This is a genomic window from Vibrio sp. STUT-A11, from assembly GCF_026000435.1.
Taxonomy (GTDB): domain Bacteria; phylum Pseudomonadota; class Gammaproteobacteria; order Enterobacterales; family Vibrionaceae; genus Vibrio.
The window spans coordinates 163,886-181,101 of record NZ_AP026764.1; the positions used below are offsets into that span (position 1 = coordinate 163,886).

General features: G+C 43.7%; 9 protein-coding genes. 7 read left to right on the plus strand and 2 right to left on the minus strand.

All coding sequences use genetic code 11. From position 1 onward, the window contains the following. The first annotated feature begins 92 nt into the window (after window positions 1-92). From OO774_RS16500 to OO774_RS16510, 3 genes are all read left to right on the plus strand, one after another. Complete coding sequence (locus OO774_RS16500; protein ID WP_264907589.1) at window positions 93-2,282, plus strand: TonB-dependent receptor; 2,190 nt, start codon at window positions 93-95, stop codon at window positions 2,280-2,282. Window positions 2,283-2,358: 76 nt separating this feature from the next. Further along, window positions 2,359-5,487 carry an amino acid adenylation domain-containing protein gene (locus OO774_RS16505; RefSeq protein ID WP_264907591.1) on the plus strand — a complete coding sequence of 1,043 codons (3,129 nt, stop codon included), beginning with the start codon at window positions 2,359-2,361 and terminating at the stop codon, window positions 5,485-5,487. After that, entirely contained in the window at window positions 5,487-6,245 is a 759-nt protein-coding gene (locus OO774_RS16510) for an alpha/beta fold hydrolase (RefSeq protein ID WP_264907592.1), read from the plus strand. The genes OO774_RS16505 and OO774_RS16510 overlap by 1 nt, the downstream gene beginning before the upstream one ends. 74 nt (window positions 6,246-6,319) lie before the next feature. Here the strand turns inward: OO774_RS16510 and angU are convergent, their stop codons facing one another. Both angU and OO774_RS16520 read right to left on the minus strand, forming a co-directional pair. Next, window positions 6,320-7,645 (minus strand): anguibactin biosynthesis histamine N-monooxygenase AngU, encoded by a 1,326-nt coding sequence (gene angU, locus OO774_RS16515; protein WP_264907593.1) that lies wholly within the window; start codon window positions 7,643-7,645, stop codon window positions 6,320-6,322. A 136-nt stretch (window positions 7,646-7,781) separates the two neighbouring features. Then, complete coding sequence (locus tag OO774_RS16520) at window positions 7,782-10,652, minus strand: condensation domain-containing protein (RefSeq protein WP_264907595.1); 2,871 nt, start codon at window positions 10,650-10,652, stop codon at window positions 7,782-7,784. Between the two features lie 725 nt (window positions 10,653-11,377). Between OO774_RS16520 and OO774_RS16525 the strand changes: the two genes are divergently transcribed. The 4 genes from OO774_RS16525 (at window position 11,378) to OO774_RS16540 (ending at window position 17,210) form a co-directional block, all read left to right on the plus strand. After that, a complete protein-coding gene (locus OO774_RS16525) occupies window positions 11,378-12,538 on the plus strand; it encodes a histidine decarboxylase (protein ID WP_264907597.1) in 1,161 nt (386 codons plus the stop codon). Between the two features lie 118 nt (window positions 12,539-12,656). Then, window positions 12,657-14,252 (plus strand): ABC transporter ATP-binding protein, encoded by a 1,596-nt coding sequence (locus OO774_RS16530; RefSeq protein WP_264907599.1) that lies wholly within the window; start codon window positions 12,657-12,659, stop codon window positions 14,250-14,252. An 11-nt stretch (window positions 14,253-14,263) separates the two neighbouring features. Then, window positions 14,264-15,958, plus strand: a complete 1,695-nt coding sequence (locus OO774_RS16535; RefSeq protein WP_264907601.1) for an ABC transporter ATP-binding protein — start codon at window positions 14,264-14,266, stop codon at window positions 15,956-15,958. Window positions 15,959-16,028: 70 nt separating this feature from the next. Beyond that, on the plus strand, window positions 16,029-17,210 hold the full coding sequence (locus OO774_RS16540) for an isochorismate synthase (protein WP_264907603.1): 1,182 nt from the start codon (window positions 16,029-16,031) through the stop codon (window positions 17,208-17,210). The last annotated feature ends 6 nt before the right edge of the window (window positions 17,211-17,216 follow it).

Consider the following 17,216-nt stretch of genomic DNA (forward strand, 5'->3'; position numbering starts at 1 on the left):
ATAAGTTGGACCTTAAGTAGTCCAACCAAACAATCCCGTAACTGACATCAGTACGGATGTGAGCCAGCCCAAAATAAAAAAAGGAAACATTAATGACTCATGACTATCATCAGATAGCGGCGAACTCTTCAAAACAATCACTAAAAGGTAAACCAAGCCCAAGCCGCATCGCCCTCTTCATTGCGCTTCAACTCAGCTCTTTTACATTGCCAATCAGCATTGCTCAAGCAGAAGAAGTCGTAGACGAATCCATAACCGTTTACGGTGAAGCAAACAAAGCTTATGCCGCTGGCAAAATTTCCAAAGCGAGTAGTATAGGGATGCTTGGAGACAAAGACTTCATGGAGACTCCTTTCAATGCGATTGGATACACTGAAAAACAAATCCAAGACCAGCACGCCAAAGATATCTCTGATGTCATCTCAGCTTCTGATCCTTCCGTTTTCACCAGTGGTGAAACTGGTTTAAACAAAGAAAGTTTAAAAATACGAGGATTTAATTTAGACATTGGCGACGCAATGTTTAATGGCTTGTATGGCATCGCTCCTTACTACCGTATTAGTCCCGAGATGTTCCAACGTGTCGACGTACTGAAAGGTCCATCATCTTTACTTAATGGCATGGCTCCTAATGGTTCTGTGGGTGGTGCTATCAACTTAGTGTCAAAACGAGCTCAAGAAACACCAATAACATCTTTCACTGGCACCTACATGTCTGATTCCCAGTTTGGAGGACATTTCGATATTGGTCGTCGTTTCGGCTCAAATGATCAATTTGGTATCCGTTTCAATGGCGTGTTTAAAGATGGAGACACAGCAGTAAACAATCAAAGCAGCAAGACGCAACTTACATCGCTAAGCCTGGATTGGCGCAATGATGTTGCCTTCGTTGAAGCAGATTTGTACTACAGTACCGAGCGAGTTGAGGGGGCAAACCGAGGGTTGAGCATCGCTTCTGGTGTCAAAGTCCCACCTCCACCGTCATCTGATACATTATTGACGCCAGATTGGGCCTACAATGACAGCGAAGACAAAGGAATGATGATTCGCGGGGAAATCGACGTTAATGACTCAATAACAGCATACGCCGCATTAGGTGCTAGCCGTACGGACTTTGATTCCAATGTGCCGCAAAGAGTCAAAATAATTGATAACGCAGGCAACCTCGAGGTGTCTCTAGGATCGGTTAAGCTTGAGAGTAAACGTACTTCAGGTGAAATTGGCGTTCGTAGTCGCTTTGACACAGGTCCGGTAGAGCACCACTTAGTACTGAATAGTACTTACTTTAGAGAAGATAAAAACGATTCTCCGACAGGAAATAATAGCCCTGCACCTTGGAATTCTAATATCTATGATCCTGTTTGGGGACCTGAAAATTCAGTTTATGACAACTACTATGGTTTACCCGTCGACTCCACTCAGGTCAGCTATGGTGTTGCCGATACATTGTCTTTTGCTAATGGAAAATATCAAATCACGCTTGGCTTACGTCACCAAAGCATCGATTACGAATCTGGAATAGAAATGAATGGGATGTCTCTTCCTACCACTAAGCTCAAGGAAAGTACTTACACTCCCGCATTTGCTGCGTTATACAAGGTTTCGAGTTCAGTATCGCTTTATGGTAATTACACCGAAGGCTTGACGAATGGTCAGACAGCGGGCTCAAGTGCAGCGAACGCTGGTGAGGCTTTTGAACCACAAAAAACCAAACAGGCTGAAGCTGGCCTGAAGCTTGACATGGACGGCTTTGCGCATACGTTTAGTTTATTTGAAATCAAAAAGCCAAATGGGTACCAAGACCCGGATAGCAATATTTTTTCTTTCGGTGGTGAGCAGCGCAATCGCGGTATTGAATGGGGATTCTACGGCACACTATCACAGGACTACACGCTTATCGGGGGGATAGCCTATACAGATGCTGAAATTACAAAAGCAACAGATGTGACAGAAGAAGGGAAAAAAGCAACTAAGTTACCTGACCTGCAAGCTAAACTGGCATTAGAGTGGAACCTTCCAGCTATGCGTGAGCTAACGCTAATTGGTCAAGCAAACTATATGTCAGAACAATTTATTGATGCACAAAACACTCAATCACTATCTGCCCAGACTATTTTTGATCTTGGCGCTCGTTACAATTCAAGAATTGCTGATACAAGCGTGATTTGGCGCCTTACCGTCAACAACGTATTGGATGAGGATTACTGGACGACCACTCACTATGCCGACCTTGCTCTGGGTGCACCGCGCACAGTGATGCTGTCTGCTACAGCGGATTTCTAATCTAGCGCACCTATGCCCTTAGTCTGTTGGCTAAGGGTATTTCTTCCTCCCACTTGGCTATTTATGAGAACTCACTATGACCCAAAGCGAACACTTACCTCCTCTCAATAACACAGTCCTACCCTTAACTTCTTATCAAACCTGGCAACTATCGACTCAAAGGCAGCGTAGTGAACAGCAAGCCATTGCCAACTTTATCTATCAAGAAGCGGAATACAATGACACACCAAGGGATCGGCTAGAAAGTTGTCTCGTGACACTTATAAACCATCACCCAATGCTCAATACCAGAATCAGTGCTGATTTTTACTTGCATCTTACTCATAAAAACCACCTTGAAGCCTTCGATGTAAACGAGCTAAGCCAAGCGTCGGAAGAAGAAATAGAAAAACAACTGACACTTACTCGTACCGAACTAACAAAAAATCATTCACAAGCGATCCTCTCCATTTCTATTAGTCTATTACCACTAAATAGAATCAGGCTTCATACCCGATTCAACTCCGTCGCTGTTGATACGCAAAGTGTTTCATTATTTTTTGAACAACTAGATCAAATGTTAGAAGGAAACCTACCCACATTTTTCAGTCCAAAAGACGTTCTCACTGCACATCACAATATGGTGACTAACGAGTTAACCAATATGACAGTTGGTTGTTCCGAATGGGAAGAACATATATTGAAGCTACCTGGGTCAGCCAACCTCCCAACAGTATGTGAACCCGACAAAGTGCCTGAAACAGGGATAACCAGACGAACAGTGAGTTTTTCGTCTGAAAAATGGCAACAATTGGTCGTAAGAAGTAAAAATCATAACGTAACACCGGAGCTAGTGCTGGCGACCATTTTTGCTTCAGTTCTATCTCTATGGGGGCATCAAGAGACTCTCATGTTGAGGTTTGATAATAGCCCCAAAAATAGAGAAAAAGGGATTGTAGGCCAGTTTACTCAGCCTCTACTTGTAAACTTATCTGGTTTCGGTCAGAGCTTTCTTTCCATTGTTCGAGAAAACCAAAAACACTTCGAACAAACGCACAAGCATCATCCGACACCTATTTTCTCACTTGTTCAGCAATTATCTCGGCTTTCAGACGCTCATCGCTATCCTGCCAATATCGCTTTCTCTAGCCAACTTACAGAGACCAAGCAAAAAGCGGTTTGGGGATGCCACCAGTCAGCCAATACTTGGCTATCGTTACATGCAGAGTTAAAGAAAAACGAACTTATTCTGCACTGGGACAGCCATGATACACTGTTCCCAAAAGACATGATCCAAGAGATGTTAATTAGCTACACTGGCCTCCTTGATTCTCTCAGCCAAAGAGATAGTGATTGGACACAACCCTTACCAATCCTGCTACCAGCGAATCAAATTTCTACCCGTGACGCAATCAACACACCTGAAAGCCACAAATTGCCAGAAGGCTTACTTCATCAAGGTTTTTGGAAAAATGTTGAGGCTTTCCCGAATGCAACGGCAGTCATTCATGGCCCAAAGTCTATCAGCTACCAAACTTTAGCAGACTATGCGCAACACTGCGCAGGTGCGCTAACGAAGGTTGGAGTGGTACCCGGGGATCGTGTGGCTGTAAGTATGAATAAAGGAATCGGCCAGATCGTTGCTGTATTAGGCATATTGTACGCTGGCGCTGTTTATGTGCCAGTGTCACTCGATCAGCCACAAGAAAGACGCGAAGGTATTTACCAAGGCGCTGGTATAAACGTAGTTCTTACAGACGAATCTGATACAAAGGATTCAATGCCATCTAGCCAATTTTTGTATTTAGATTGGCAAACAGCTATAAAGAGCATGCCAATGGTAGCATCACCCGAAATAGAACCAAGTAAGCCTGCTTATATTATCTACACCTCAGGCTCAACAGGCACCCCCAAAGGAGTAGTAATATCTCACCAAGGAGCACTCAATACTTGTATCGCCCTCAATCAACGCTACCAAATCAATAGCAATGATCGAGTATTAGCACTGTCTGCTCTTCACTTTGATCTCTCTGTCTATGACATTTTTGGTTTACTCTCGGCTGGAGGCGCAATAGTACTAGTCAATGAGTCTGAAAGAAGAGACCCAAGTGCTTGGTGCCACGCGATTAAAAAGAATAACGTCACCATGTGGAATAGCGTACCTGCCCTTTTCGATATGTTATTGACTTACGCGTCTTGCTTTAGTTCCTCTGCGCCTTCCGAACTACGTTTAACAATGCTTTCTGGAGACTGGATCGGATTAGACTTACCAGAACGCTATCGTCAATATCGACCTAACGGAAAATTTGTCGCGATGGGGGGAGCCACAGAAGCATCAATATGGTCGAATGTCTTTGATGTCGATCAGGTAGCGTCGGAGTGGCGGTCCATCCCATATGGCTATCCTCTTCCTCGACAACAATATCGAGTAGTTGATGACTTTGGGCGCGATTGCCCAGATTGGGTAGCTGGAGAACTCTGGATTGGTGGAGATGGTGTCGCTCTTGGCTATTTTAACGATGAGCTCAAAACTCAAGCGCAGTTTTTACATATTGATGACTGTGCTTGGTATCGAACTGGGGACATGGGTTGTTACTGGCCTGATGGCACCCTTGAGTTCTTGGGGCGCAGAGATAAACAGGTAAAAATAGGTGGATATCGAATTGAACTGGGGGAGATCGAAGTTGCACTCAACAACATCCCTCAAGTACAACGTGCGATCGCCATCGCTGTAGGTAACAAAGCTAAGACTCTCGCGGCGTTTATCGTCCTTGATCCAGAACAAGCAAACACCAAGCGACTAGATACAGATGAAGTACAAAACCTACTAAACAATCAACTACCTAGCTATATGGTTCCTCAGCGAATAGTATTCCTCGACACATTGCCGCTAACTGCAAACGGCAAAGTCGACTATAAAGCTCTAACTCAAATGACAAGCTGCAGAAAGAACAAATCGTCTACTGCAGACCAACCACTTGTCACATCCAGTGAACATAAGTTAGCTGAGATTTGGAGTGAGGTACTCGGCACGCAAGAGTTTTATAAGTCTAGCCATTTTTTCCAATTGGGAGGAGACGCCTACGCAGCGATTGAGGTACTTAAACATTGTCACCAAGCGGGTTATCCAATCAAATTATCTGTATTGTATCGCTATCCTTCGCTCGAAGCTCTCGCTCTCATTATGGATAGATGCAAGTTAGTGATGACTCAAGGAGCTTCATAATGAGTCCACTAATCACGATTGCTTCTTCTGGTATGGATCAGGGAGTTCACTATATTTTTTGTCCTTTTGCAGGCGGTGGCAGCGGCAGCCTTAGAGCTTGGCGGAACCTGAACCTAGTCAAAGAATCAGTATCAGTCATGCTTTACCCAGGCAGAGAAACCAGAATTGATGACGCGACTATTGAAAATATCGAGTCATTAGCAGAGGAAATGATTCAAGCCCTGCTTGCAAGCCGTATCCCCATAGAAAAGACGATCATTGTTGGTCACAGTATGGGAGCACAAGTCGCTTATGAGGCAAGTAGGAAGCTCCTGCACCAAGGTCATACGCCTAAAGGTCTCGTCATCTCTGGTTGCCAGGCACCTCACATTAAAGGTCGAAGATTGCTCAGTAAGTGTGATGATACAACCTTCATTGCCAACCTAATCGAAATGGGGGGATGCGATCAAAGTCTTGCTGATAATCCGCAATGGTGGTCAATATTTCTTCCGGCTCTACGCGCAGACTTTACCGCCACAGAGCAATATTTTTTCGCATCACCACCAAATAGAGATGCTCGCCTTTCAGTCCCTACTATTCTGGTTTCAGGAGATAAAGATCAAGAAGCCTACTATTCAGAAGTGGAGGAATGGAAGTTTTGGTGCAATGACGTGATTGAACATCTTGTTGTTAAAGGAGGACATTTCTATGTTACTGAGCACCCAGAAATGATGCTTGAATGCGTAAGAGCCTTATCGAGTGAGGTTGCAGAGCAATAATTTACTTCACCAACTGGCCATCTTGATGATGGCCGATAAGAAATAAGGCTATATACCCAAATAACCTCAAGATGCTAGGTTGCTTCTGGAGCACCATAAGTCTGGAAAGCAGATTTTTCTGGCAGTCGATAAACGTCCTTACCTAAAGCTTGGTTTATGATTGAAGCATTTCTGTATGCGCCAATACCTAAATCTGGTCCACCAACACCATGTTGGAAAATCTCTGGGTTTTGAACAAAGACGCGTCCAATACCTTGGTCACAACGCTGAGCAACAAAGTTAGGCTCAACTATCAAATCATCGTGTTCATCAGTTGCAAGTACAGAGCCTTTTAGCTCATCTAACCATTTAGGCCACTGATGCGCATACCCAGTTGCACAAATAACTGCGTTAGTATCAAGAGAGAACGCTCGATCTTGTTGTGATTGATAACACCACACTTTAATCGCCTGCGAGTGATCGGGTGCTTCGACCTCATTTACTTGGCTATTAGAGTACAAGCTTAACCCAGGCTCACGACCCCCAATAGATCGCTCATAAAGCAGATCGAAGATCTCTGCGATAGTGTATCCGCTTATTCCCTTATAGAGCAGCCCCTGCGCTTCTACGATGTGACGACGTTTTTCCCGAGAAAGAGTGTGGAAGTAATCCATATATGCCGGTGTAAAGCACTCTTGTCCCAGCTTAGACGCTTCCATGGGATGGAAACCAGCAGAACGAGTAACCCAGCTAACCCTTGCTCCGGCATCAATTTTTTCAGGGCTTAGATCACGATATAAGTTAAGTACACATTCAGCGGCACTTTGCCCAGATCCTATTACCGTAACACTGTTACACTTTGCCAGTTGCTCACGCATATGAGCAAACTCCGCAGAGTGTTGAATCAAAGCATGATTTGCATTTTTGGCCCAATCGGGCAACCAAGGCGTAGTTCCAACACCTATCGCTAAATCTCTACTATACCTTGTCTTAATTTCTCCGCTGTTCAATTGGCTTTGAATTGTAAAGCATTCGTGTTTTTCTGAGTATTTTACATCAACCACATTTTCACCATATGAGCAGTTTTCTAGCAGCCCTGCCGCCCATTGGCAATAATGGTTGTACTCGCTTCGTGGAACAAGAAAAGTTTCATAATAGTAAAACTGGTACAAGCGATCATGTTGCTTAAGATAGTTTAAGTAGCTAAGAGGGTGAGTGGGATCAGCCATGGTAACAAGGTCGGCCAAAAAAGGGACTTGCAAGGTTGCTCCTGGAAGCAACATACCACTATGCCAATTAAACTCTTGCCTGCGATCAATAAACTCAACGTCTAGCTCAGGATGGTGAGAGGCCAAAGCGGCAAGCCCTAGATTAAATGGCCCAATGCCAACACCGACGATATCTTTTATTGTTATATACACTTTTTCTCCTTGATGTGAGATGAAAATAGCCTAACGTTCTGATGACCTAAGCCGCTGGAATAAATAGCCCCTGATAAGCCATCATCTTTCTTTGGGAAACTCATTTCAGGTCTATAATTGAACAAGCCTATTGGAGTTAATACTCCAACCCTTGCTGCAGAGCGAGTGCCTTTACATCGTTAGCGTCTTTGCAGCGTATGAGCTGCATCACTGGCAACTCCACCAGCAAAGCTTTGTGTAGTTCGATACTGATCTGTTTAAGATGATTAGGTCGAAGTCCCAACTGAGCGAAAAGCATGTTTTCATTGGTATCTTCGTCTGTTCTCCTACCAAGAACTTTGCAGTAGATATCAAAGATAATCTGTTTTGTTGAGTCAGCAGTGCTGGCTTCTTTTGGAGGCATCTCAAATAGCTCTATGACTCTTGACTTATCAGGTGACAATCGTTGTTGCAATACGACTTCAAATTTAGACGTTGTAATCATGTAATTGAAAATCATGTCAATACGATCCAACATCACTTTCACTAACTCATCTGCAAACGCTTCACTGGCATAGTCGACGCTAAACATGATTGAGCCCCCTGCCTGTGCGACAAAGCGTACATCGATAGCTACTTGGGGAGTTTGTGTTAAACCACGTTGAAGTGTCATTGGTGCGTTTTCACTTAGTGCCGGCCAAGACAAACCATTAGTGATAACGATAGGAAGCGTCGGCCCGGGTCCGCATCTATCAAATAACGTACGAGCTAAATCCACACCAGAGAATGCGAGGTGTTCTATGCCTTCTAACGTATCTGCTTGCAATGCCTTTGCTCGTTGAAGAAATTCGTTTTGATTCGCGTCCCACTGTACGGCAATAAAACTCGATTCACTTGAATAAGATGTGCTGATCATCGGTAATACAGGAACGGCCACGCACAACTTGCCGTCACTGACATGAGAAGACAGTGCTTCCATCACAGCTGACATCATTATGGTGTTTTTGTATAACCCTTGCTTCCCGCCTACTCGAACCAGTTTTTTCACTGTATCTTTGCTAATTTCAAGACTTTGTCTCTTGTATCGAGACAGCGAGATCGACTCGAGCGATTTACGCCAAGGGAAGCGCATCGACTTTTCAACACTGGACAGTTTATTAATCCAATATTTTTCGTCTTTGTTGCGTTGCGTTTGTGCGTCTTCAGCGTTAGGTTCATTTTCAATCAGGGGGATGTATGGTGCCTCTCCCTCAAAGAGTTCCACCAACAAAGAGGCGATAGAGCGAGCATCAAGAATCAATGCATCAAAGCGAGTAAAAACGTGTGTTTTAGTGTCAGGGAGAGTAAAAGTCGTGATATTCCATAGCGGCTGTTCTAGCTCAAAGATTGCATGGCTATATGTATATCTAAAACGTCCTAGTTCCTCCTCTACCCTATCTGTTTCCAGCTGACTTAAATCCACATGATTGAAGTTCACTTGAGGACATTGACTTACATGTAACTTAAGTGACTGACTATCAACAAACCTCCTCAAGCTCGTATAGTTGACCACCATTTTCGATAATCGACGACGAATACACGCAGCGGAAAGCACTCCTCGATATTCCAACATCTCTTGCATTGCAACGCCTCCAAGAGGCATCTGTGTCGTCCTTCCTAACAAATAGGCTCTCTGCATCGGAGTCAGCTCAGCCGTTGAACCCGTTCGACAAATCAGTTTAGTTTGTAAGCTTTCCAGCGGGGCATCCAATAAGCTCGGGTCAGAAATAACACTTTTCGTCAAAGCAACATAATGCTCGAACATTGCCGACGTCCAGTCCTTCGGTAAGGCTTCTTGCCGAACATCCCAATTGATCATGATACCGCCATCAATACTCACAACCTGTGAGTCAAGCGCGACTTGAGAGCCTTGAGAAATAGTCCAGTTCATGCTACCAAAATGCTTGTGGACTCGACGTGAGAATAGGTCCCCACTAGGTAAATCAATTGCCGAGGTAAAAACAATCGGTGTGAGCTGCGAGCTGCCATGATGTACCGAAAGGTCTCGCATTACGTTTACACCATCATAACGACTATGCCCAAGTAGCGACGCCATTTTAGTAGCGATGGAGTGGCAAAAATCAATGAGGGTTTCAGAACCATTCATTTCTACACTGAGAATGACAAAGTTAACGAAGTCCCCTACTAAATCTTCTGTGCCATCAACAATAGGAGGACGCCAAAATGTCGGGACGTTAATTCTAAATGCGGCGTCTCCAGTCGCTTTACCTAATGCTCTTGCAAACAAACCCAGCATCAGATTTGCGGGTGTAATCATGTGTTGTCGGGCAACAGATAACAGAACTTTTCGCTGCTCAGGTTCCAACCAAGCTGAATAATGATGGCTGTCAACCTGACTAGGATTGGAGTCTGGCAATGGCAATGAAGGCGCTGGAGCGATACTTGCTAACTGAGATTTCCACCACTTCCTGTCAGCCTTTCGTTGTAACTTTAGGTCTGGATCTGTTTTTGCTAAGTCATGCCAAGTGAAAAAGGTCAACTGATCGCTGGATTCTAAGGGAACTTCCTCGTAAAGCTTCGCAAGATCTTCAATTAAAATACGACAGCTACCTGGGTCTATAGCAATCATATCAGTATCGATATGTAATCGAAATGCGCCACCTGGTAGTAAACTCACGGAGAACTTTGCCGCTTGACCTTGAGTCAAATCAAGCATCTGATGGGCCCACTTCTTTCTCTTACTACTCAATGCTTGATTCCGCTCATCTTTAGATAGCAAGCTAAAATCATCGACTTCTAACAGGCTATGGTTGGGCACATCTACGATAGAACAAACGCCTAACTCATCAACTTTAAGTCGTAGCATTTCATGCCTGTGGTACAAACTTACTAGTGCTGAATTGAGCTTTTCTAAGTTGATGTTTTCACCATCGAACTCGGTGTAAAGGTGAGATGCAACACCGCCAAGTTTGGCATTAGCTTCTCTTCCAAACCAACATGCGGCCTGCATTGGTGTTAAATCACTCATCTGCTTTCACTTTGTTGACAATTCATCGGTTAGGCGCCATTATTTTGCAAACGATAATCATTTGCAACAAAAAACTTTTTATTATTAATTAGATAAGAGAAATACGTCACTTAAGACAGACTCTCAAGTAAAGCTGAAACAATAACAATCAAGTCAATGTGACATAAGAAACAATACTCATAGAAATGCATTGACATTGAAATTATTGGAAGGTAAGAGCGCCAATTTATATCCGTGACGTCAACCATACTCTATTCGCCGAGCTATTTTTTTGATCATACGGCGAAACTGTTGTTGATCATCTTGAAATACGCCAAACGTGCCGTACTAGACTGATAGTAATTCTATTATTGGCATCATTTATAAATGGTTTTTGAAATAAAAGTCGCGTTTGCTGAGGTTCTCACACGCTGACCAAGTAATATGAAACGACGTACGATTACATACGAGGATTAGCCTGAAGAGAAGAAAGATAAAGAGTATTAAAATTAAAAAATAGAAACTCGACAAAAATAATACTGCTTTGAAGATTGTTAACATTTCTATCAAAGCCACTAACAACAGAAAGTAATATCAAAACCTAAGTTCCAAGTATTACCCGGTAGATAGTTTTATAAAAAAATAGGGAACGATTCTACTCAGGGCATTAATTACTAACAAAGTGTAAGTGTACATGGTTGTGACCTGTACCTTAACTCATTCAAAATGACTCAACAGGAAACGTTATGAAACTATCCGATGAGGATCTAGGTAGGCTTAATGAATTTTGGCTTTACTGCAAGGAAAATCAATACTTTAATGTAGGATACCCTGAATCTGCTGATTTTAATTACTCGATACTAGACAAGTTCATGCAGTTCTCCATTAACAACTGTGGTGATTGGAGAGAAGAGAGTAATTACAAACTCAATTCATTTGAATTTGAGAAAGATGTGATTAGTTTTTTCTCCCAACTATTTAAGATATCTCACCAAGAAAGTTGGGGGTATATCTCTAATGGAGGCACTGAAGGTAACTTATTTTCATGTTATTTAGCTCGAGAGCTGTTTCCAACCAGCTACATCTATTATTCTGAAGAAACACATTACTCCGTCGATAAAATCGCTAGATTACTCAATATTACGGCAAGAAAAATCCCTTCATTGACAAATGGGGAAATAGATTATCAGCGACTTGTCAAACAAATTAAAAAAGACAAACAGAACAACCCTATTATCTTTGCCAATATAGGAACCACAATGCGTGGTGCAATAGATAATATTGAGCGAATTCAGCTTGATCTCGCAACAATAGGATTAGAGAAAAAAAACTACTACATTCATGCGGATGCAGCGTTAAGTGGAATGATCATGCCATTTGTTGATCAACCACATCCCTACTCCTTTGAAGATGGCATTGACTCAATCAGTGTATCAGGTCACAAGATGATAGGCTCCCCGATTCCGTGTGGGATCGTACTTGCCAAGCGATATATGGTTGACCAGATTTCTGTCGAGGTTGATTACATTTCTTCGCGCGATCAAACCATCAGCGGTTCAAGAAACGGTCATAGTGCCCTATTCATGTGGACAGCAATCAAAAGCCATTCGTTTTCAGACTGGCAAGACAAAGTACACCTTTGTTTGGATATGGCTGAATATACTGTTCAACGCTTCCAAGCAGCAGGGATCAATGCTTGGCGTAATAAAAATTCCAATACAGTCGTTTTACCATGCCCATCAGAGCCAGTTTGGCGAAAATACTCTTTAGCCAATTCTGGTGATGTCGCCCATATTGTCACAATGCCGCACCTAGATAGCACCGAAAAATTGGATTCGTTGATCGAAGACGTCATTTTCGACTTGAACCCTGATTACGGCATTCGCAACGCCAGCGGCCAGAATTAAGCAAAAATATAATCAACCAACGTTAGATCCAAAGGCTTTATATGAAAACTCTATCGAGCTCTATTTGCTCTACCACATTCGCCATATTTTCACCGGATAGACTAAATAAGGTGAGAAAATGATAAGTAAGATCAGTCAATATTACGTCACGCCTAGCTTAATGCCAGCCTTACAACCATCGCTTAAGAAGCTTGCTTTGGGGACGCTTTGTGAAGTACTCGCCGCTTTGGGAAACGTTGGCGCACTGCTATGCTTAATACAGCTCATCGACGACCTTACAGGCCAATGGGTTTATGGTGCCATCGGCCTATGGGCTGCTAGCGCGCTTGTCTCATCAGTAGGCTCTTGGTTAGTCCATGATGCCGAGTCGCAGTTTTCCACTCGATTACGTCGCCAAGTTGCTCAGCATTTGACGCGCTTGCCAAGCAAGACCATCTCTCAATATGGTGATAATCAACTGCGTCGCTTGATTTCCGAAGACATCAACACACTTCACCACATGGTTGCACATTTGCCTTCAGAACTCGTGACATTCATTGTCGTCCCCGTTACTTCCATTGTAATCATGTTGAATCTTACAGGTCCGGTAGCCATGTTTACTCTCCTCCCTGGTCTGATTGCATCATTGTATTATTTGCTCTTTTTACCTAGGTTCGCCGCTAAACATGGCACAGAGCGCATGACAATAATGAGCGACATCGTTACTGCCGTAAACGACTACACAAGAGGCATCCGAGTTAATCGAATTTACGGTACACAGACAGGAGCACTCGCCAGCTACAACGACGCCACAAGACGCTTTACCCTCGGCATAGTAAAGTGGGTTGGTAGCGTAGCCCTTCCAGCCGCAGTGGCTATCGCATTACTTCAAGCTGTTTCGACTTTCGCGATAGCTTATACCGTTGGCTATCAATTGAGCCCTGCGGCGATGGCTTCGGTATTCTTTTTTGGTTTGGCCGTCGTATCACCAGTACTTAAGCTTGGACATGGGTTAGACTACGTTCGCGCAGGGAAGAATGCTGCAAAGAGCATCAGTGACTTTTTACAGCAACCACAGATAGAAAGTGGCAATTTGAGTGTTGGAGAAGAGCCTCAACCACTGCAAGCATTAAAAATCGTAGTTACTAATGGAACAGTTAATATTATTGATAACTTTACCCACAACTTCTCAGTGGGGTCGTTCACGGCCATCATGGGGCCTAGCGGTGCGGGTAAAAGCACGTTACTGCGTATTTTAGCTGTTCAAGAAAAGCCCTTTTCCGGCCTCGTTGCCTTGGGAGACAATGAACTTTCTGAACTCTCTGAGATATCACGCTACTCAGCCATACGCTATGTACCTCAAGATATGGGTGTACTCAACACTACCATTAGGCAGAACTTGCAATTATCAGCTCCAAATGCCAATGACGAAAAGCTTCGCCAAGCATTACAACAAGCTCAATTAGAGATTGACCTTAATTCAGATGCAAACGTACTTTCTGGAGGCCAGCAGCAGTGTGTCGTATTAGCAAACGTATTTTTGACTCAAGCCAATGTTTTATTGCTGGATGAACCAACCAGCGCTCTCGATAAAAATACAGCTTTCACTGTGATTAAAAATCTCGCCGATTTTGCGAAAACTCATGACAAAGTATTCATCATGATTACTCATGATTCAGAACTCGCGAAACTAGCAGACTCTACATTGATACTAAACAGAAATGCTCAACAATAGGATGAAGAAGTATGACATCTCATAATACCCTCTCTTCCAATTCAGCGATTCCGCAAAGCGCTAAACATCGTTTATACCACGTCGCTGTAGGTTGGGGACTAGTTGCACTATTTGAGGCAACGGCGTACACACTTCTTGCGATATCGATCGTCGAACAAGCTTCACCCTTGAACACCATCATGGCTGCAGCGCTAACGGTAATAGTTACCGTTCTTGTAACTCGTTCTGGATTTCTTTCTGGCGCGAAACTGGCTGGGGATTTGTACTCTGCAGTGGGTCATTCACTCAGTAAAGCAAAGCTAGCCTGGTTTGATGATCAACATAGAACTCAGCTCACCCAACTAGCAGAACGAGGCATACCTGGCTTTATGGCCATTCCTGCTCATCAGTTACAAACGTTTTTACATGCCCCGTTGTTACCAATATTTTTAGTTGTTGGTATCGGGGTCGTTGGAGGTGGCGAAATTGCACTACTTAGCGCCGTACTGTTGGTAGTTGCGCTGCTAGTTCAATACAAGGCACAGAACTACTTAAGTCGCTCAGATAGAGACCGACATGACGCAGACGTTCAAGCTACAAAATCAACACTTGAACTCATCGATCATCTTGAGCTGCTTCGCTCAATAGCGGGTCCAGAGCGCGCATTAGAGCGTATTGACCAAAGTTGGCACGAACAAGAAAAAGTGTATTCAACCATCAATTGTACTGCTTCTGTCGCAACCTTAGTCTCGGCATTGGCAACCATTTTACCTCTTGCAGGTATCGCGACTTATCTCGTTTTAGCGCAAGTAACTCAACCCTTATTAATCTTAGCTTTATTGATATTGATTACCCGTGCAGCTGCACCTTTGGGTGAATTAGCATTGGCAGGCTTCGCGATTAACGACGTAAAATCCTCAATAAGAAGTTACGCTCAGTTAACGAATGTCCCTGTTCTACCTGAGCCTAACTCTCAATATGCAACCTCCCCCAAAAACCATAAGTTCGAACTGAACCTTGTGAGCCACTTAGATCTCTTTGAAGATGCTAGCGTGGAAATAGAGCAAGGCGAAACCGTCGTCATCAATGGAGTCAGTGGTAGTGGAAAAAGCACTTTACTGGGCCTGTTTCTAAGGTTTGATGATCCTAACCAAGGTCTTATTTCACTTGGGGGGGTAGACCTAAAAAATATCCCTTATAACGTGCTCGCCCAGCATATCGCTTATGTTGCTCAAGATCCGATCATTTATACAGGCACAATGGCGGAAAACATTCGATTAGGTAATCCAAACGCAAGTGATCGCGAAGTTGAAAGTTACGCAAGACACGCACAATTAGGCGAGCTTATTGACTCATCGACTGGAGGAATACATCAAACAGTCGGCCAAAGAGGCTCTGGGCTGTCAGGAGGAGAAAGGCAAAGAGTCGCCATTGCCCGAGCACTCATTAAAAAAGCACCAATCCTCGTTTTCGACGAAGCGACGTCAGCATTGGATGAAGCAACCGAAAAAAGCATTGCTCAACATATTAAAACCTTGAACTCGACAGCGATTATTGTCACGCATCGCGATCAGAATATATGGTCTCCGACATTGGAACTCACAATTGAAGACGGAAGAGTCAAGGTTAAAGAGAACTGTGCTACTTCCTTAAAAAGCAAAGCTAAGACGATACTAGGCTGCTCGTTATCATTGGGCCATGCTCAATACACGACCCAGCAGCACTAAAGCATACAAGTTCTCATTTATCCCACACTGAACACGTCTGAATTCAGTTAACCATTAGTAAGGACAATTTATGAAACGAGAGGTTGTCGGCTTTTCCAAAATGGCCAACGAGATGTTCGATAAAGAGCTCCAAGATTCCCCGTTCTTTTTCTCATCTCCACAAAACTCTATGCTTTGTGTCGGCGTCAAAATAAGATTAACTCGCTCCATTCCTTTCTCGCAATTGGCAAGCATCGCTGAAGGATTACTAGAAAGCGCTAAAACACCGGAAAATGATAATCCGGTGTTATTTGCTACCGTTCCATTCGATGAAAATACACCTACTCAGTTTTGTATTCCTGAAACGCTGTATGTTTCAAGCAGTACCCGCGGGCATAACAATGATAAAGGTGTACCACAAACAGCAAAAGTCGTCTCACCACCAACTGGTGATGAGTATAAAAATGGCGTTTCACATTTACTTGAGCTATTTAACACCACTGAACTATCAAAAGTCGTGCTCTCTCGCTCGGTTAAAATCACTACCAATGAAAACATTAACCCATGTTCGCTTCTACGCAACTTGCTTTCCATAAACACCAACGGCTATACGTTTTGCTCTCAAATATCAGAAGCTTCTAAACTGATGGGCGCGAGCCCTGAGTTACTTCTCTCTAAAAAAGGGAGTCACGTGGCATCCAATCCGCTAGCGGGATCGCGGCCTAAATCGTCTTGTGAGATCGAAAACAAAACGGCCTATGCTTCTTTGTTAGATACGCAGAAAGATCTCAATGAACATAGCTTCGTCGTTGAAGAAGTAGAAAAGGTACTTGGCCAGTATTGTCACAACCTATACACCCCTATGGTTCCCTCTGTCATAGAAACAGAAACCATGCTGCACTTATCTACTCTACTACAGGGACAAGCTGACGACCCTAATATCAGTTCGTTAAAAATCGCCGCAGACCTTCATCCAACTCCGGCGGTGTGCGGATTCCCTAGACAAACGGCTTATGCTGCTATCAAAGAAATTGAAAAGTTCGAGCGTGGCTATTTCACTGGAATGGTCGGCTGGTGCGACGCAAGAGGTAACGGTGAATGGGTAGTAACTATTCGATGTGCTGAAGTAAGTCAACGAGCTATGTCGCTTTACGCGGGTGCAGGAATCGTTCATGAATCCTCTCCGCAGAGTGAGCTTGATGAAACTGGCGCCAAGATGAACACCATTTTACACGCCGCAGGACTACAAATTGATGATCTACTGACAGCATAAGAGGCG

Bases quoted from the DNA above. Each gene is read 5' to 3' on its own strand.
- OO774_RS16535 (WP_264907601.1), top strand. From the start codon at position 14,264: ATGACATCTCATAATACCCTCTCTTCCAATTCAGCGATTCCGCAAAGC.
- OO774_RS16505 (WP_264907591.1), top strand. From the start codon at position 2,359: ATGACCCAAAGCGAACACTTACCTCCTCTCAATAACACAGTCCTACCC.
- OO774_RS16540 (WP_264907603.1), top strand. From the start codon at position 16,029: ATGAAACGAGAGGTTGTCGGCTTTTCCAAAATGGCCAACGAGATGTTC.
- OO774_RS16510 (WP_264907592.1), top strand. From the start codon at position 5,487: ATGAGTCCACTAATCACGATTGCTTCTTCTGGTATGGATCAGGGAGTT.
- OO774_RS16530 (WP_264907599.1), top strand. From the start codon at position 12,657: ATGATAAGTAAGATCAGTCAATATTACGTCACGCCTAGCTTAATGCCA.
- OO774_RS16500 (WP_264907589.1), top strand. From the start codon at position 93: ATGACTCATGACTATCATCAGATAGCGGCGAACTCTTCAAAACAATCA.
- OO774_RS16525 (WP_264907597.1), top strand. From the start codon at position 11,378: ATGAAACTATCCGATGAGGATCTAGGTAGGCTTAATGAATTTTGGCTT.
- OO774_RS16520 (WP_264907595.1), bottom strand. From the start codon at position 10,652: ATGAGTGATTTAACACCAATGCAGGCCGCATGTTGGTTTGGAAGAGAA.